Raw genomic sequence first — 16,770 nt, 5'->3', positions numbered from 1 at the left:
TCATGGAAACCCTACGATTCAATTTCAGTGGCGGCCAGCGCCAGATCGACGGCGCACGCCTGGTCGGCGTGGTCGGCTCCGGCAACCTGGAGATCCTGATCGAGCAGAAAGCGCTGAACGGCGGCTGCGAGATCGAAATCAGTACCGCGGCGCACGGCTTCGGGGCTATCTGGGAAGCGGTGGTGCGCGACTTCCACCAGCGCTGGCAGCTGGCCGACGTCCACGTGGCCATCAACGACATGGGCGCGACCCCGGCGGTGGTCAGCTTGCGGCTCGACCAGGCAGCAGAATCCATCATGGGAGTAGCCTCATGAGCAGCTACCAGGAAGCCACCGCGCGCCAGCGCATCGCCGGCATGCTGGACCCCGGCAGCTTCGACGAATTCCTGCCGCCGCAGATGCGCGTCACGAGCCCGCATCTGCCCCAGCTGGACGCCCCGGTGTCCTTCGACGACGGCGTCGCGGTCGGCCGCGGCACCATGGACGGCCGCTGGGTCTTCATCGCCGCCCAGGAAGGCGGTTTCATGGGCGGCGCGGTCGGCGAGGTGCATGGCGCCAAGCTGGCCGGCATGCTCAGGCGCGCCATCGACGAACAGGCGGACGCCGTGCTGCTTCTGCTGGAAACCGGCGGCGTGCGCCTGCATGAAGCGAACGCCGGCCTGATCGCCGTGTCGGAAGTGATGCGCGCCGTGATGGACGTGCGCGCCGCCGGCATCCCCGTGATCTCGCTGGTGGGCGGCTCGAACGGCTGCTTCGGCGGCATGGGCATCGTGGCCCGCTGCACCAACGGCGTCGTCATCTCCGAAGAAAGCCGGCTGGCGATGTCCGGGCCGGAAGTCATCGAGACCGCCGGCGGCGTGGAAGAATTCGACGCCCGCGACCGCGCCCTGGTCTGGCGCGTCACCGGCGGCAAGCACCGTTATCTGCTAGGGGATGCGCAGGCCATTGTCGCCGACGACATCGCCGCCTTCCGCGCCGCGGCCTTGCAGCTGGCCGATGCGGCGCGCGGTCGCGGTTGCGAACTGACTCTGGAGGCGCTCGAAGCCGAGCAGCGCATGCTCACAAGCCGCATCGAACGCTTCGGCGGCCTCGAAGACCCGCTGGAGATCTGGGAAGCGCTCGGCATCGAAGACCCGCACAGCGTGCCCCTGCTGGAAACCGACGCATTCCGCGAACTGGCCGACGGCCACCGTGAAGGAGCAGCAGCATGAACTGGCAGACCGTGGCGGACGCCCTGTTCCCGCAAGGCCACCGCATCGCCGAGCGCGAGAATTTTTTGAGCGGCGAAGCGCAGGTGGGCGGGCAGACCGTCAGCGTGATCGGCACCACCGAACACACGCCGATCGGCGTCGAGATCGCGCTGGCGCAGGCCGCCGCCATCCTCGACACCGTGCGCACGCATCCCGGCCGGCCGATCGTGATCCTGGTCGACACCGTCGGCCAGCGCCTGCGCCGGCGCGACGAGATGTTGGGCATCAACAGTTACATGGCCCACCTGGGCAAATGCATCGAACTGGCGCGGCGCCGCGGCCACCGCATCGTCGGGCTGGTGTACGACCAGGCTTTGTCGGGCGGCTTCATCACCAGCGGCCTGATGGCGGACGCCTGCTATGCCCTGCCCGACGCCACCATCCGCGTGATGGGCCTGCCGGCGATGGCGCGCATCACCAAGGTGCCGCTGGAGCGGCTGGAAGAGCTGGCCGTGGACAATCCGGTGTTCGCGCCGGGTCCGGAAAACTACCTGCGCATGGGCGGCGTGGCCGCGATCTGGCACGGCGACCTGGCTGCCGCCATGGAGCAGGCGCTGGTTGACGCAACGCCGGAAGACCGCCGTGCGGAACTGGGACTCGAACGCGGCGGCCGCAAGCTGGCGCGCCCCGTCGCGGCAGCGGTACGCACGGGCTCCGATGTACAGGCGGCATGACCTGGTCTGGCTGACGCCGCAGGGCTGGGATACGGCGCTGCACGGCCTGCAAGGCAGTCCGCGCGAACTGGCGCTGGACTGGCGCACGCGCAGCCTGCCGGCCGTCGTACGCCGCAGCGATCCGGGCACGCCGGCCGGGCTGCTTTGCCTGGGCATTCCGGCGCCGCCGGATGCGCACAGCGGCCAGAAGGTGCGGCTCGGCTTCGCGATCGAGCGCGGCCACGTGGCGGAAGTGCGCCCTGCGCTGGCGCTGGACCAGGTGGAAGCCCCTGCCGCCTGGCAGCCGGGCCTGGCCAGCCTGGGCATCGCCTTGCGCGCCGCGGGTGTCGACTGCCGCGTGTTCGGCTCGCTCGCGATGCAGACCCTCACCGGCAAGGCCTATCTTGGCGCCAGTTCCGACGTCGACCTGCTGCTTCGTCCCTTGAACGGCGCCCAGCTGGAGGCCGGCCTGGCGCTGCTGGCGCGCCATGCGCAAAGCCTGCCCTTGGACGGCGAGATCGAATTCCCCTTCGGCCATGCAGTGTCCTGGAAGGAGTGGCTGGGTGCGGATGCGCAGACGCACGACGGCGCCGACCGTGTGCTGGCCAAGCACCTGGATGCGGTGGCGCTCATGCGGCGCGACGAGTTGCTGGCGCAGTTTGGCGTGGACGGAGGCTGCCATGGCTGAAGCCTGCTTCACTGCTCACGGTTTTATCGCGGTCGATCCCGCGGCTACCATCGCCCGCCACGCGGTGCGCAGCTTGTACCAGGAACTGGCGCTGTATCCCAAGCCGGGACTGGTCTCGCTTGTCGACACCGGCAGCCACGAGGACATGGACGCCTCGACTTTTGTCCGCAGCCTGTTCTCGCTGCGCCGCTACTTCCTCGACATCGCACTGGCCGGCGCGCAGGATGCTTCATTTGCCGTGCTCAGGGACTTGGGCATCGAGGCTGAGCGGCGCATGCTGCTGGCCACCGGGGGCATCAACACGCACCGCGGGGCCATCTTTTCGCTCGGTATGCTGTGTGCGGCGGCCGGACGTTCTTTATCCTGGCAGCCGGCGGACTTGCGCGCGACGATGGTCGATTGCTGGGGCGCGGCGCTGTCTCGGCATCGCGGCTCGTCCTCATCGAACGGCGCAGTGGTCCACGCACGGCATGCGGCGCCCGGCGCGCGCGAACAGGCGGCGGCGGGCTTCCCGGCGATCTTCGAACTCGCGCTGCCCACCCTGCGCCGCACGCTGGCGCTTGGCCGCGGCCTGCGCTGCGCGCGCATCGACACCCTGTTCACCTTGATGGCGGAGCTATCCGATACCAACGTCTATCATCGCGGCGGTCTTGAAGGTGCGCGCATCGTGCGCGACACTTCGCTTGACTTCCTGGCGCGCGGCGGCACCGCGGCGGATGGCTGGGAAGACAAGGCTGTGGCAGCGCATCGTTTGTTCGTCGCGCATCGCCTGTCGCCGGGCGGCGCGGCCGATCTGCTGGCGGCGACCTGCTTCGTTCATTCACTGGGCAGCGCATCATGACGCTGCGCCTGGCCATTCTCTGCCCCGGCCAAGGCTCGCAGAGCGCGGCCATGTTCGACCTGGCGGCGTCCGATCCCGCGGCGATGGATCGCGTTCAGACCTGGTTGCGCTCGGCCGATGGGCCGGTGTCGCAGACGCCGCTGTCCGAGTTGTTGGCCCATCCCGCGACCATGTTCGAGAACCGCTGCGCGCAACCGCTGGTGGTTGCCGCCACCCTGATGGCCTGGACCATGCTGGCCGAGCGCCTGCCGCGGCCCGCGCTGGTGACCGGCTACAGCGTCGGCGAGATCAGCGCCTATGCGATTGCCGGTGCGCTGCCTCTGGACAGCGCGGTCGGCATCGCTTCGCAGCGGGCGGCGATCATGAGCGATGCGGCCGAACGCAGCGGCGAGCAGGGACTGGCGGCGCTGTCCGGCATCGCGCCGCAGGCTGCGCTGGCGCTGGTGGCGCAAGCCGGCTGCGAAGCGGCCATCGATACGCCCGGCGCCCTCATCGCCGGCGGCCTGCGCGCAAATCTTGACCAGTTGGCAAAATTTTCGCAGCACGCCGGCGCTACCTATAAACCGCTGCCCGTTCATATCGCTTCGCATACGGGTTTGCTGGCGTCGGCGGTCGAGCCGCTGCATGCCCTGCTGCAGGCCCATGCCCGGGCGCCTGCCCTGCCGCTTCTGGCCGGCGTGAACGCCAGCACCATCCGCGACGGCGCCCAGGCCGCCGGCCTGCTGGCCCGGCAGACCGCCAACACCATCCACTGGACCGACTGCCTCGATGCGATTGCCGAAGCGCGCATCGAGGTCGCGCTCGAACTCGGCCCCGGCAATGCCTTGACGCGCATGTTGCGCGACCGCCATCCGGAGATCGCCTGCCGCTCGGTGGCCGATTTCCGCAGTATTAAAGGCATCGTGGCCTGGGTTGAAGCGCAGGCTTGAGCTGTCGGGAAACTTTACAGCTGGCATTTCTTCTCTCTCCGTTAAACTTGCCACAGTGCAGCAAGTCATTGATTTCATTCAACTTTAAAAATTCGCCAATTTATTGGTACAAATATTGCATTGCGTTAGTCATCGCACTTATAGCGTCTATTTTTTTAAGGAGTAAATCATGACTTTCGCCCCGTCCCGCCTGATCGCTGCCCTCGTGCTGAGCGCTGCCTCGTTTGCCGCCGCCGCCGCGCCGATCACGCCGACCTACACCGACTTCGCGAAGCTGGCTGGCGCCACCTTCGGCGGCTCGGGCATTCCGACCAACCCGACCGCGATCACCACCTACAAGACCGCCTCCGGCAGCACGCTCACTCTCGGCCTGGCGGCAACCCAGCGCTACAATGCGCCTGCCCTCGGCAATAACGGTACCGGCACCTACACCGCCACGCCGGGCACAGCCAACGGGGCTTCGCTCTGGAATTTCAGCTACTACATCAATGACAGCGCGAGCAACTTGAATGCGAATGGCCTGAGCTACAAGCTGTTCTACGATTTCAATGCCGGCGTCGACACCGACGAGTCGGCACTGGGTGCATGGGACCTGAGTATTTTCGCCACGGGCTCGACTTATCAAGACTCGCAAAACCTGAGCTTCGGCTTCCTGTCGGCTAACCTGCCGCCGTTTATCACCCCGCCGTCGGGTGCCTACGATCCGCTGGCCAACGGCGAGTACAGCTTCGCCCTCGTTGCGTACAGCAATGGTAGCGAAGTGGCGCGCAGCGCCATCCTGGTTGACGTCGGCAATGCGGACGTCCCGGAACCGGCGTCGATCGCCCTGCTGGGCTTCGGTCTGGCCGGCCTGGGTTTCATGCGCCGCAAAGCGCAGAAGTAAGCGGTTTTAGTTTTACACAAGCAGCGACAAAAAAGCCCCGGCGCCTTTGGCGTCCGGGGCTTTTGCTTGAAGCAGGTACGGATTAGACGTTGAACAGGAAGTTCAGCACATCCCCATCCTTGACCACATATTCCTTACCCTCAGCCCGCATCTTGCCTGCCTCCTTTGCACCCGCCTCACCCTTCAGCGCGATGTAGTCATCATAAGCAATCGTCTGCGCACGAATAAACCCACGCTCGAAGTCAGTGTGAATCACACCAGCCGCCTGCGGCGCAGTATCGCCAACATGGATGGTCCAGGCGCGCACTTCCTTCACACCCGCAGTGAAGTAGGTCTGCAGGCCGAGCAGTTTATAGGCAGCGCGGATCAGGCGATCCAGGCCCGGCTCTTCCATGCCCATGTCGGACAGGAACGCAGCCTTGTCAGCGTCGTCCAGATCGGCAATCTCGGCTTCGATGGCGGCCGAAATCGCCACGATCGGCGCGTTCTGCGCGGCGGCGTAGGCGGTCAGCTGGTCGAGCAGCGGATTGTCCTTGAAGCCGGTGTCGGACACGTTGGCCACGAACATCGCCGGCTTGGCGGTGATCAGGCACAGGGTCTTGATCATGGCCATCTCGTCGGCGTCGAGGCCGGCGGTGCGCACCGGCTTGCCTTCGTTCAGGTGCGGCATCAGGCGCTCGCAGATCGCGACCAGCTTGGCCGCATCCTTGTCGCCCGAACGCGCTTTCTTGTTTTCGCGGTGGATCGCCTTCTCGACGGCGCCCATGTCGGCCAGCGCCAGTTCGGTCTGGATCACTTCGATGTCGTCCAGCGGGCTGACCTTGCCGGCCACGTGGATGACGTTGTCGTCTTCGAAGCAGCGCACCACGTTGACGATGGCGTCGGTCTCGCGGATGTGCGACAGGAACTGGTTGCCCAGGCCCTCGCCTTTCGAGGCGCCCGCCACCAGGCCGGCGATGTCGACGAATTCGACGATGGCGTTGACCATGCGTTCCGGCTTGACGATGTCGGCCAGCGCCTGCATGCGCGGATCCGGCACCTCGACCACGCCGACGTTCGGCTCGATGGTGCAGAACGGATAGTTTTCAGCCGGGATGCCGGCCTTGGTCAGGGCGTTGAACAGGGTGGACTTGCCGACGTTGGGCAGGCCGACGATGCCGCATTTGAGACTCATGGGATGCTTTCAGGATCGAATATACGAAACCGCATATTGTACCTCTGCTCGCCCCCAAAGACTGCAAATGCTCGCTCAAAGCGGACGAATGCGCGACAAATCCGGCTTGTTCACAAAGGCCGCAAACTCGTCGCGCAATCTCCCACCCTCATCCATCGCCTGCTTCCAAGCAAGAATCCGCGCATCGTGGTTCAACCCATAAAACTTGAAATCGCTACGATCAATCAATTTCCCACGCGGTAGCTTGCCCAAAAATTCAGCACTGGGCGCCACGATCAGCACATTGTCCAGCCAGCCGCGGTTCGGTCCGCGGGCCGCGCGCCGCCAGGGCAAGGCCTTGTCCAGCCAGCCCGGCACGATGTGTTCGGAAAAATGCGGGTACAACACAATCGAACCCGGGTCTTGCGAAGCCAGGCGCGCATAAGGCAGCGCCAGGTTGTAGTCGATGATGCCGCCGTCCCAGTAATGGCCGGGCGGCGCGCCGGCGATGTCGCGCACCGGCTTCATCAGCATGGGCAGCGTGCCGGAGGCGAGCAGGCCGGCCGCCAGGTTCTCGCGCGTCAGCGGCGAGAAGTGCGTCGCGAAACTGTCGAACTTTTCCCGCAGCCAGGGCGCGGCGCTGCGCACGTCGCCGATCACCACGCGGTCCAACAAGTGGGCCAGGCGGTCGCGCGAAGCCAGGTTGTGCAGGGCCGCCGCGGCGAAGCCCTTCATTTCCGCATAGCGGTGGCCGGGCGCAGCCAGAGAGCGCTTGCCGCGCACGGTCAGCAGGTGCAGGCGGTACTGCGGGTGGTTGACGATGTCGTCCTCGTGGCCGCGCACGAATTCCGCCAGCAGTCCCTGCACCACCTCGTCGATCTGTTCCTGCGACGGTTTCGTGCTGGTGTAGCGCTGGCCGCTGTAGAGCTCGCCCAGGCGTTCGAAGGCTTTTACCGGGTCGCGCTGGCAGGCGGCGGCCATGCGCCAGGCGCCGATCGAGGAGCCGATCAGGGTGCGCTCGCGCGGCGCCGACGGGAACCATTCGCCGAACACCCACTGGTCGAGCGCGCGGAAGATCAGTCCCTTGGGACCGCCCGCCGCGGCAGGCACGACGGCGATGTCCTGGGCGCGCAAGCCATGCGCGCGGATCTGGGCCAGGGCCATCGGCCCGGCGTGGAAGGTCAGTGCAGTCATCCGGAAATTATCGCAGGAAGCGCACATGCACGTCGGCGCCGACGACATATGCATACCTCATATTTATCTGCGTATTGTGACAATGGGTGAGTTTCGACCCGTAGGATTTGGCCTACACTAAATTTCTACTCGTCAAGGAGCCACCATGGCCACGCAAGCATTCTTCGATATCGGTAATCTCATGCTGGATCCCAAGCCCACCTTCGCCCGCCTGAAGGACAGGGGCGGCGCCTGGCTTCCCCTGCTCATCCTGATCGCGCTGTCCATCGGCATCATGTACTGGTGGATCTCGACCCTCGATTTCGGCTGGCTGGTCGAGCACATGGTGGCCTCGCAGCCGAAGGCCTCGCCGGAAGTGCGCGCCGCAATGGAAAAATTCATGACCCCGACCTCGATGATGTGGAGCTCGGGCATCGGCGCCGTGGTCGGCACGCTGGTGGCGCTGGCGCTGTCGGCGCTGTACTACCTGGTTGCCAGCAAGATCATCGGCGCGCCTATCGGCTACGGCAAGTGGTTCGGCTTCTCGGTGTGGACCAGCGTGCCGCGCCTGCTGACGATCCCGCTGTCGGCGGTGCAGATCGCGACCTCGAACGGCCGCCTGGCGCCCGAAGACTTGAACATGGCCTCGCTCAACTATCTGGTATTCCACCTGCCGATGACGAATCCCTGGGCCAGCCTGGTCGGCAGCATCGACCTGACCATGTTCTGGAGCATCGCCCTGGCCGTGCTCGGCCTGAAGGTCTGGACCGGCCGCTCGACCGCGACCTGCGTCACGATCGCCGTGCTGCCTTACCTGATCGTCTACGGCCTGTGGTCGGCGAAGATCGCTTTCTTCGGCTAAGACCATGCGCAAGAAACTGATCGGTGCGGCCGTCGCGGCCGCCGTCATCGCCATCCCGGTGGCGGTCAAGTTCGGCAGCAGCAAGCCGGGCCGCGAAGCCGAGCTGGCGACCGTGCAGAAGCTGGCGATCCACCCGTCGATCCTGGCCACCGGCAATTTAGTCTTCCGCCAGGAGGTGCAGCTGTCGGCCGAAGTGATCGGCAAGGTGGCGGCGGTGCAGGTCAAGGAAGGCGACCGGGTCGCGCGCGGCCAGGTCTTGCTGAAGCTCGACCCGACCGTCTACCTGGCCGAGGTGGCGCAGCAGGAAGCCAACCGCCGCAACGCCGCGATCGCCATCGAGCGTGCGCAGATCAACGTGGCCAACCAGGAACGCAGCCTGGAGCGCACCGGCCAGTTGTACAAGTCGAAGTACGTCGGCGTCTCCCAATACGACGATGCGGTGCACCAGCTGGACCTGGCCAAGGTCGAGCTGCGCGCCAGCCGCGCCTCGCTGGAGCAGGCCAGCGCCCTGCTGTCGCAGTCGCGCGAGCACCTGGCCAAGACCGAGGTGCGCGCGCCGATCGACGGCACCGTGACCGCGGTGCCGATCAAGATCGGCGAGACGGCCGTCGCCAGCGCCACCGGCATCGCCGGCTCCTCGCTGATGACGATCGCCGACGTCGGCTCGATCATGGCCGAAGTGAATGTCGATGAAGCCGACATCGCCCGCGTGGCGGTCGGCCAGCAGGCCAAGGTATTCCCGGCCGCCTACCCCGACCAGCCCCTCACCGGCAAGGTGGAGAGCGTGGCAATGGCGCCGAAGAGCGCCCTGCCCGGCGCCCAGAGCCAGGGCCGCAACTACGTGGTCAAGTTGCACCTCGAGGATCCGAAGCTGGCGCTGCGTTCGGGCATGACCTGCCGCGTCGAGATCGTGGTCGGCGGCAGCAGTGCCAAGCCGGCGGTGCCGATCCAGGCGGTGATGAGCGAGGAAATCGCCGGCGCCAAGGACAAGGACCAGATCAGGAACGCCAGCTATGTGTTCGTGATCCAGGACGGCAAGGCGAAGAAGACCAGCGTCGAACTGGGCCTGTCCGACGACGCCAACCAGGAAGTCACGAAAGGCCTGGCGGCCGGCCAGACCATTGCGGTGGGCCCGGCGCGGCTGTTGCGCGAACTGCGCGACGGCGACCAGGTCAGCGCCAAGAAGGCGGATGCCAAGCCTGCCGACGCAAAGGTCGCGCAGCGATGATCCGCCTGCAGGGGATCACCAAGGAGTACCGGATGGGCGACCAGACGGTGCGCGCGCTGCAGGGCGTCGACCTGGAAATCGGGCGCAACGAGATGGTGGCCTTCATCGGCGCCTCCGGTTCCGGCAAGTCGACCATGATGAATATCGTCGGCTGCCTGGACAAGCCGAGCAGCGGCGAGTACTGGCTCAATGGCCGCGAAGTGGCGACCATGTCCGGCGACGACCTGGCGCGCGTGCGCAACCAGGAAATCGGCTTCATCTTCCAGAGTTTTCACCTGCTGCCGCGCGCGAGCGCGGTCGACAACGTGGCCCAGCCGCTGATCTATCGCGGCATCCCGCTGCGCGAACGCCTGGCGCTGGCGGCGCAGGCGCTAGAGCGGGTCGGCCTGGGCGCGCGTATGCATCACCGCCCCAATGAACTGTCCGGCGGCCAGCGCCAGCGGGTCGCGATCGCGCGCGCGCTGGTCGGCAAACCCTCGATCCTGCTCGCCGACGAACCGACCGGCAACCTCGATTCGGCCACCAGCCTCGACATCATGAACCTGATCCGCGAACTGCACGCGGACGGCCAGACGGTCGTCATCGTCACCCACGAACCGGAAATCGCGGAGCAATGCCAGCGCGTGGTGCGCCTGCGCGACGGCCGCGTCATGTCGGATACCCGCGTGGCGGAGCGTGTAGCATGAACCTGTTCCTGGAAGCCGTGCGCTCGGCGCTGGCATCGATCCGCGCGCACCGGCTGCGCAGTTTCCTGACTTCGCTCGGCATCGTCATCGGGGTCGCCTCCGTCATCACCGTGATCTCGCTGATCCAGGGCCTGTCGAAAAGCGTCAGCGACCAGTTCGAGGGACTGGGCGGCAACGGCCTGACGATCCAGGCGCGCAACGAGTTCAAGGACCGCATGCGCGGCAAGATCAACTACCTGCGGGTCGAAGACGTCGACCAGCTGCGCCTGCGGGTCGACGGCATCCGCGACCTGAGTCCCTTCTTCGTTCCCGGCACATCCGAAGTGCGCTTCACCGGCATGACGGCCACGGCCCAGGTGTTCGCCACCTCGGCCAGCTACCAGGAAGTGAACCAGCGCTTTGCCCGCCTGGGACGCTTTATCAGCGACTCCGACAACGCCAGTGCGCGGCGCGTGGCCGTGATCGGCGAAAAGCTGATCCAGGAACTGCACCTGCCCGCGAATCCGGTCGGCCAGTTCATCCTGTACGGGAACGAGTGGTTCAAGGTCATCGGCGTGATGGAGAAGCGCGGCGAAGTCTTCGGCATGTCCCAGGACAACTACATGATCATCCCGTTCAAGACGGGCCAGAGCATGATCGGCAATAACACCCGTCCCTACCTGGCGATCACGGTGGCCGTGCGCGACCTGTCGACGCTGGACGAGACGCGCAGCCGCATCCGCGCCGTGATGCGCCAGGCGCACCGCCTGAAGCCCGACGAGCGCGACGACTTCGAGATCGAATCGGCGGACCAGATCGCAAAGAGCTTCGACAAGCTCAGTGCGACGGTGACCCTGGTGATGAGCGGCGTGGTCGGCATCGCCCTGCTGGTGGGCGGGATCGGCATCATGAACATCATGCTGGTGTCGGTCAAGGAGCGGACCCGCGAGATCGGCATCTGCAAGGCGATCGGCGCGCGCAGCCGCGACATCCTGCTGCAGTTCCTGATCGAGGCGGTGACGCTCTCCCTGCTCGGCGGCCTGCTCGGGCTGGCGATCGGCTACGGCCTCGGGGTGGCGATTGCCGCCATGATTCCCGACTTCCCGCCGGCCGTGGTGCCGTGGTGGGCGGTGGCGCTGTCGGTGCTGTTCTCGGGCAGCGTGGGCGTGATTTTTGGCGTGGTGCCGGCGAGCCAGGCGGCCCGTTTGGATCCAATCGACGCATTGCGCTACGAATAAAGTAGCCACAGGCGCGCTTGTGCCTGCTCAAGGGATGAGGCTTGAGCCCCCGTAACATGGTTCGATCGCGTTTTCGCCCCATGCCTCCGGAGCCTTCATGCCTTGTCGATATTGCGCCGTGCTATGGTTTTGCCTGCTCATCCTGTGCGGACCGGCACGGGCGCGCGACACCGGCACCGATCCGGCGCTGACGATCGACCGCTTCATCCAGCACTACGTGGTCGAGACCGACGGCAGCTACCGGCTGGACGTCGACCTCGCCCGCACCATCGTCCAGCAGCGTGCCCTGCGCAGCCACGGCCAGTACGCGATCAGCTACAACCGCACGCTGGATGAGGTGCTGGCGCTGGATGCGTACACGCAAAAGCCGGACGGCCGGCGCGTGCCGGTGCAGCCGGGCCAGGTGCAGGACCAGCAGGAAGCCGCCGCCGCGCCCGGCGAGGCGCCGATGTTCGAGGACACGCGCCTGAAAGTGGTGGTCTTTCCCGAAGCCGCGGTGGGCGACCAGCTGGTGCTGCGCTACACGCTGCGGCGCAGGACGGCGCTGTTCCCCGGCCATTTCGAAGACCTCTCGTCCGCGCCCTTCTACGCGAGCAAGAACTACCTGCTGGTCTACGACATGCCGGCCTCGATGCCGCTGCATGCGGACGCGGTCGGCTTCGTGCCGGTGCCCGTTTCCGATGGCAGTCCGCCGGGACGCCGGCGCTACCAGTGGCGCTATGTGAACGGCGACAACGAACGCCTGGAAGCCGGCTCGGTCAGCTACCTGGACTACGGCAAGCGGCTGGCGGTATCGACCTTTGCCGACTACGCCGCCTTCGCGCGGGCGTTTCGCGCGGGCGCCGCCGGCCGGACCCAGCCCTCTCCGGCCATCGTGGCGCTGGCGCGCCAGCTGACGGCCGGATTGCCGGATGCACGGGCGCGGGCGCTGGCCTTGTCGGAATGGGTCCGGCACAACATCCGCTACGTGGGCGTGTACGTGGGCGCCGGCGGCGTGGTAGCGCACCCGGCAGCAAGCGTGCTCGAGAACCGCTACGGCGACTGCAAGGACCACGCCGGCCTGCTGGAAGCCCTGCTGGCCGCGGTCGGCATCGACAGTACCGGCGCCCTGGTCAACAGCGGCAATGCCTACCGCCTGCCGGATACGCCGACCCTGGGCGTGTTCAACCACATGATCACCTGGGTGCCCAGCCTCGGCCTCTACCTCGACCCCACCGCCGAAGCGGTGGGCGCCGGCTACCTGCCGGCCGGCATCCTCGGCAAGCCGGTGCTGCTGCTGAAGACCGAGACCTTCGCGATGACGCCGATCCTGCAGCCGGAGCGCAACCGCAGCACGACCTGGTTCGACATCCGCCGCGACGGCCGCAGCAGCTTCAAGCTCAGCAAGACAGCGGTGGGCGCGATCGCCGAGCCCTACCGGACCGCGCTGCGCGATGCGCGCCAGGCCGAGCGTGCCGCCTTTGCCCAGCGCATGCTGCAGGGCCTGGGCCGCAAGAGCCGTGGCGTGTTCGATGCCGTGCCTGTCGAGGGCTTCAGCACCGGCATAGCCGATGGTGACGAGGTCCGGCTATCCTTTTCCGGCACCAGCGACGGCTTCCTCGACCTGCCTGGACCGAGCGCCGTGGCCACCATCTACGATTTCTGGGGAGGATTAGCGGAGGCCGTGTCCAGCCTGGGCCAGGAAAGCGAGCGGCGCCAGGACTTCGTCTGCCCCGCCCTCGACCATGAGGACGAGACGGCTTTTCGCTTCCCGAAAGGCGTGCGCATCCTCGCGCTGCCTAAACCGGTCAAGCTGATGGATGGCGGCATCCATTACCGCGCCAGTTATGCGCGGCGCGGCAACGAGGTGGTGGTGAAGCGCCGCCTGACTTTCCGCCACGGCCGTGCCACCTGCACGCCGGCCGATTACCGGGCGATGCAGCCGGCGCTGGAAAGGATCAGCCGCGATCTACGCAGCCAGATCGTCGTTAGCGCAGGTTCTTAATCGAGCGCAGTTTCTCCACCGCCGCTTCGCTCAGCTCGAAACGCAAGTCGACCCGGTCGCGCCCGGAGCGGTAGCCGCCGGGCCAGCGCGCGATCTCTTCGAAGCCGCAGCGCTGAAAGAAGCCCGCCGTGTGCGGATGCGTATCGACGGTAACGTAACGCGGCCGCTGCTTGCGGCCCGCCATGTGCAGCAGGCGGTAATGCAGGAGCGCGCGGCCGATGCCCGTGCCGTGGCGGTCGGCGCGCACCAGCCCGAACACCAGGGTGCCCAGGTTATAGAAGCTTGATATCTCGTAGCCGCCGAAGGCCACCACCTCTCCATCTTCGACCACGACGAAGAAAGGCCCGTCCGGTTCATCGAGCGCCGAACGTAGCCAGGCTTCCTCGGAGGCCGGAAAATGGTCCGGCACATTGCTGCGGAAGGCCGCCAGCACGGCCTTGCGGTCGTCCGGACGGTAGCGTCTGATTCTGGCTGTCATCTGAAATTAAATCCGAAATGCTTAGGTGAACGCAGGTAAGGCCTGTATATTGAATCGGGCACTACATCAAGTCGTCGTTCGTCGTTGTCGGTATCTCTCCCGTTCGCCTTCCAGGCATTCCTGTTTGATTCCTTTCGGTCGCATCTCTCTTGGTCGCAAGTGCGCATCGGGCATGTTCGCCCACATCAAACACTACAGGAATATCAACATGACTACTCAAACCGGCACCGTCAAATGGTTCAACGATTCCAAGGGCTTCGGCTTCATCGCCCCTGACGCAGGCGGCGGCGACCTGTTCGCGCACTTCCAGGACATCCAGTCGGAAGGCTTCAAGAGCCTGTCCGAAAATCAGCGCGTGTCCTTCGAACGCTCGGCCAGCCCGAAGGGCGAAAAGGCGAGCAATATCCGCGCGATCTGATTCGCCTGCGCGATGCGCCGTCCACTGGGCGGCGATCTCGACAAAGCCCGCTTCCGCGGGCTTTTGCATTTCAGGCAATCGTGCGCTTGTTGCATCGACTGTTGGCCGGTACATTATGGCCATGCAACTCGACGAAACCATCAGCGTGGAAGATGCCGTGCAGGTGCTGGCCATGGTCGGCGACCTGAGCATGGGCCTGCCGCCGGATCACTCGGTCCGCACGGCGCGCCTGGCCGCCCGCCTGGCGGAAGAAAACGGCGACGCTGCGGAGGCCTGCACCAGCACCCGCCTGGTCGGCCTGCTGCGCTGGTCGGGCAGCACGGCGACGGCGGCAGGCTTTGCCCACCTGCTCGGCGACGACGTCCTCGGCCGGCACGCCATGGTAACCCGCACCCTGTCCGGCAATCCCAACCTGACCCTGCCGAACGTGCTGCCGCTGGCGCAGATGCAATGCGAGGTCGCGGGCGACATCGCCAGGCTGCTCGGTCTGTCCAGCGACGTCGAGGAAGCGCTGCGCCAGCTGTTCGGCAGCCACCACCGCGGCGACATGCAGGATGCGCTGTTCGACCCGAACATTCCGCGCGCCGTGTACTACGTGCGCCTGGCCGGCGACCTGGAAGTGCTGGCGCCGGCCCACGGCACCGAGGGCGCAATGCGTTTGATTGGCGAGCGCGCCGGTGTGAAGTATCCGGCGACGCTGGTCGAACGCCTGGCGCCGCACGCCCAGGATTGGATCGATGCGCTGGGCGAGCCCTCCTGCGCGGCCGACTACGCAGGACACGACCGCCGCGTGCCGCTCACCATCGTCGCCGACGTGATCGAGCTGAAGCTGCCCTGGCTGGCCGGCTACTCGCGCCGCGTGGCGGAGCTGGCGAAGCGCAGCGCGGTGGGCGCGGGCCTGATCGCGCTCGAGGAAAAGCCGCTGGTGCGGGCCGCCCTGCTGCACGGAATCGGACGGGTGGCGGTGCCGAACAGCGTGTGGCAACAGCCCGGCAAGCTGGGCGTGCTCGACTGGGACCAGGTGAGAAAAGTGCCGTTCTGGACTGCACGCGCCGGCGCCCTGGTGCCCGCCATCGCGCAGGATGCGACCCTGGCTTCGTTTGTGTATGAGCGGCTGGACGGCAGCGGCTACTTTCGCAAGGCGCGCGGTGAAGCGGTCGGGCCGCAGGAAAGGGTGCTGGCGGTGGCGGCGGCTTATGTGGCGATGACTTCGCCACGGCCCTGGCGCCCGGCGCATGGCGACGCCGCCGCCGGCACGCTACTGGTGGCGCAGGCCGGCGCGGGCCGCTTCGACCGCCAGGCGGTGAGCGCCGTGATCGATGCGGCGCGGGCCATGGCCCCCAAGCCCGGGCGGGCGAAGCCGGTGCACGATGCCGTGCTGTCGTCGCGCGAGGTGGAAGTGCTGCGCCACATCAGTCTTGGTGAAACCAGCCGCGAGGCAGCGCGGGCGATGAAGATCAGTCCGGCGAGCGTGCGGACGCATGTCGATACGATTTTCGAAAAGCTTGGGGCGCACTCGCGGCCTGCCGCGACACTGAAGGCGCTGACCCGCGGGCTGATCTGATGCCGCTTGCGTGGGCACGGTGTGCCCGCGTGCGGCATCGGCAACGTCAGTCGGTATGCAACTGCGTGGTCGCCTGCGCCATCTTCCCATCGCACACCATCGGAATGATGCGCAGCGCCTTGTCAATGGCTTCCTCGATCAGGCTCTGCTCCTCACGGCGCGGGCGGTGCAGCACGAAATCGGCCACCGCCTGCTGCAGGTTGAGGGTGCGCGGATGGCCGATGCCGAGGCGCAGGCGCCAGTAGTCCTGGGTGCCGAGCGCCGCGGTGATGTCCTTCAGGCCGTTGTGGCCGCCCGAGGAGCCGCCGCGCTTGAGCTTGGCCGCGCCGGGAGGCAGATCCAGCTCGTCGTGCACGACCAGCACTTCTTCCGGCGCGATCTTGAAGAAGCGCGCCAGCGCGCCGACCGACTGGCCGGAGCGGTTCATGAAGGTCAGCGGTTCCAGCAGCCAGACGTCCTTGCCCGAGATCGATGTCTTGGCGACCATGGCGTTGAAGCGCGATTCACGCTGCAGGTGGCAGCCGGGCAGCGTGTTGGCCAGGTTGTCGACCAGCCAGAAGCCGGCGTTGTGGCGGGTTTGTTCGTATTCGGGGCCGGGGTTGCCGAGGCCGACGATCAGGCGGATGTGCATAGGGCGTAAATAAGCGTCAATTCAATCGTAAAGCTCGATTATCGCGGAAAACCGCCAACGCTTGAGCAAGAAACAAAAAACCCGCCGGACGCGAGTCGCAGCGGGTTTTCATGTCACCGCTCCCGAAGGAGCG

Annotated in this window: 18 protein-coding genes; 14 read left to right on the top strand and 4 right to left on the bottom strand. The window is 66.4% G+C overall.

The features are described 5' to 3' along the window. The first annotated feature begins 2 nt into the window (after nucleotides 1–2). The 7 genes from mdcC (at nucleotide 3) to LQV39_RS09015 (ending at nucleotide 5,243) form a co-directional block, all read left to right on the top strand. Nucleotides 3–314, top strand: coding sequence for a malonate decarboxylase acyl carrier protein (mdcC, locus tag LQV39_RS09045; RefSeq protein WP_230024268.1), 312 nt, complete (start codon nucleotides 3–5; stop codon nucleotides 312–314). Beyond that, entirely contained in the window at nucleotides 311–1,210 is a 900-nt protein-coding gene (locus tag LQV39_RS09040) for a biotin-independent malonate decarboxylase subunit beta (RefSeq protein ID WP_230024266.1), read from the top strand. Before mdcC ends, LQV39_RS09040 begins: the two co-directional genes overlap by 4 nt. Further along, a complete protein-coding gene (gene mdcE / locus LQV39_RS09035) occupies nucleotides 1,207–1,923 on the top strand; it encodes a biotin-independent malonate decarboxylase subunit gamma (protein ID WP_230024263.1) in 717 nt (238 codons plus the stop codon). Before LQV39_RS09040 ends, mdcE begins: the two co-directional genes overlap by 4 nt. Next, nucleotides 1,907–2,590, top strand: a complete 684-nt coding sequence (gene mdcG / locus LQV39_RS09030) for a malonate decarboxylase holo-[acyl-carrier-protein] synthase (RefSeq protein ID WP_230024257.1) — start codon at nucleotides 1,907–1,909, stop codon at nucleotides 2,588–2,590. The genes mdcE and mdcG overlap by 17 nt, the downstream gene beginning before the upstream one ends. Then, complete coding sequence (gene mdcB / locus LQV39_RS09025) at nucleotides 2,583–3,431, top strand: triphosphoribosyl-dephospho-CoA synthase MdcB (RefSeq protein ID WP_230024251.1); 849 nt, start codon at nucleotides 2,583–2,585, stop codon at nucleotides 3,429–3,431. The genes mdcG and mdcB overlap by 8 nt, the downstream gene beginning before the upstream one ends. Further along, complete coding sequence (locus LQV39_RS09020; RefSeq protein ID WP_230024244.1) at nucleotides 3,428–4,360, top strand: ACP S-malonyltransferase; 933 nt, start codon at nucleotides 3,428–3,430, stop codon at nucleotides 4,358–4,360. Before mdcB ends, LQV39_RS09020 begins: the two co-directional genes overlap by 4 nt. Nucleotides 4,361–4,529: 169 nt before the next feature. After that, the gene (locus LQV39_RS09015) at nucleotides 4,530–5,243 is read left to right on the top strand and encodes a PEP-CTERM sorting domain-containing protein (protein WP_230024238.1); all 714 of its coding nucleotides are present in this window, start codon (nucleotides 4,530–4,532) and stop codon (nucleotides 5,241–5,243) included. A gap of 82 nt (nucleotides 5,244–5,325) precedes the next feature. On the opposite strand, the gene ychF is transcribed toward LQV39_RS09015, so the two are convergent. Both ychF and LQV39_RS09005 read right to left on the bottom strand, forming a co-directional pair. Then, entirely contained in the window at nucleotides 5,326–6,417 is a 1,092-nt protein-coding gene (ychF, locus tag LQV39_RS09010; protein WP_230024236.1) for a redox-regulated ATPase YchF, read from the bottom strand. A gap of 75 nt (nucleotides 6,418–6,492) precedes the next feature. After that, on the bottom strand, nucleotides 6,493–7,590 hold the full coding sequence (locus LQV39_RS09005) for a patatin-like phospholipase family protein (protein ID WP_230024223.1): 1,098 nt from the start codon (nucleotides 7,588–7,590) through the stop codon (nucleotides 6,493–6,495). A gap of 145 nt (nucleotides 7,591–7,735) precedes the next feature. Between LQV39_RS09005 and LQV39_RS09000 the strand changes: the two genes are divergently transcribed. From LQV39_RS09000 to LQV39_RS08980, 5 genes are all read left to right on the top strand, one after another. Next, nucleotides 7,736–8,431 carry a YIP1 family protein gene (locus LQV39_RS09000; protein WP_230024216.1) on the top strand — a complete coding sequence of 232 codons (696 nt, stop codon included), beginning with the start codon at nucleotides 7,736–7,738 and terminating at the stop codon, nucleotides 8,429–8,431. Between the two features lie 4 nt (nucleotides 8,432–8,435). After that, nucleotides 8,436–9,659 (top strand): efflux RND transporter periplasmic adaptor subunit, encoded by a 1,224-nt coding sequence (locus tag LQV39_RS08995; protein WP_230024209.1) that lies wholly within the window; start codon nucleotides 8,436–8,438, stop codon nucleotides 9,657–9,659. Further along, nucleotides 9,656–10,345: an ABC transporter ATP-binding protein gene (locus LQV39_RS08990; protein WP_230024202.1), complete on the top strand. Its 690-nt coding sequence runs from the start codon at nucleotides 9,656–9,658 to the stop codon at nucleotides 10,343–10,345. Before LQV39_RS08995 ends, LQV39_RS08990 begins: the two co-directional genes overlap by 4 nt. After that, the gene (locus LQV39_RS08985; protein WP_230024195.1) at nucleotides 10,342–11,562 is read left to right on the top strand and encodes an ABC transporter permease; all 1,221 of its coding nucleotides are present in this window, start codon (nucleotides 10,342–10,344) and stop codon (nucleotides 11,560–11,562) included. The genes LQV39_RS08990 and LQV39_RS08985 overlap by 4 nt, the downstream gene beginning before the upstream one ends. Before the next feature lie 118 nt (nucleotides 11,563–11,680). Beyond that, nucleotides 11,681–13,546, top strand: a complete 1,866-nt coding sequence (locus LQV39_RS08980) for a DUF3857 and transglutaminase domain-containing protein (RefSeq protein ID WP_230024188.1) — start codon at nucleotides 11,681–11,683, stop codon at nucleotides 13,544–13,546. Here the strand turns inward: LQV39_RS08980 and LQV39_RS08975 are convergent. Continuing rightward, the gene (locus LQV39_RS08975; RefSeq protein WP_230024180.1) at nucleotides 13,530–14,024 is read right to left on the bottom strand and encodes a GNAT family N-acetyltransferase; all 495 of its coding nucleotides are present in this window, start codon (nucleotides 14,022–14,024) and stop codon (nucleotides 13,530–13,532) included. The two genes, LQV39_RS08980 and LQV39_RS08975, sit on opposite strands and share 17 nt — an antisense overlap. Nucleotides 14,025–14,232: 208 nt before the next feature. On the opposite strand from LQV39_RS08975, the gene LQV39_RS08970 reads away from it, so the two are divergent. Further along, nucleotides 14,233–14,442: a cold-shock protein gene (locus LQV39_RS08970; protein ID WP_230024178.1), complete on the top strand. Its 210-nt coding sequence runs from the start codon at nucleotides 14,233–14,235 to the stop codon at nucleotides 14,440–14,442. Nucleotides 14,443–14,563: 121 nt separating this feature from the next. Beyond that, nucleotides 14,564–16,006: an HD domain-containing phosphohydrolase gene (locus tag LQV39_RS08965; RefSeq protein WP_230024172.1), complete on the top strand. Its 1,443-nt coding sequence runs from the start codon at nucleotides 14,564–14,566 to the stop codon at nucleotides 16,004–16,006. 46 nt (nucleotides 16,007–16,052) lie between these two features. Here the strand turns inward: LQV39_RS08965 and pth are convergent, their stop codons facing one another. Further along, nucleotides 16,053–16,637 carry an aminoacyl-tRNA hydrolase gene (gene pth / locus LQV39_RS08960; protein ID WP_230024164.1) on the bottom strand — a complete coding sequence of 195 codons (585 nt, stop codon included), beginning with the start codon at nucleotides 16,635–16,637 and terminating at the stop codon, nucleotides 16,053–16,055. Nucleotides 16,638–16,770 lie beyond the last annotated feature (133 nt).

The organism is Massilia sp. Bi118, from assembly GCF_918697865.1.
In the GTDB taxonomy this organism is placed as follows: domain Bacteria; phylum Pseudomonadota; class Gammaproteobacteria; order Burkholderiales; family Burkholderiaceae_D; genus Telluria.
The sequence above is the reverse complement of the archived record's forward strand: the minus strand, read 5'-3'. Positions and strand labels throughout refer to the sequence as shown.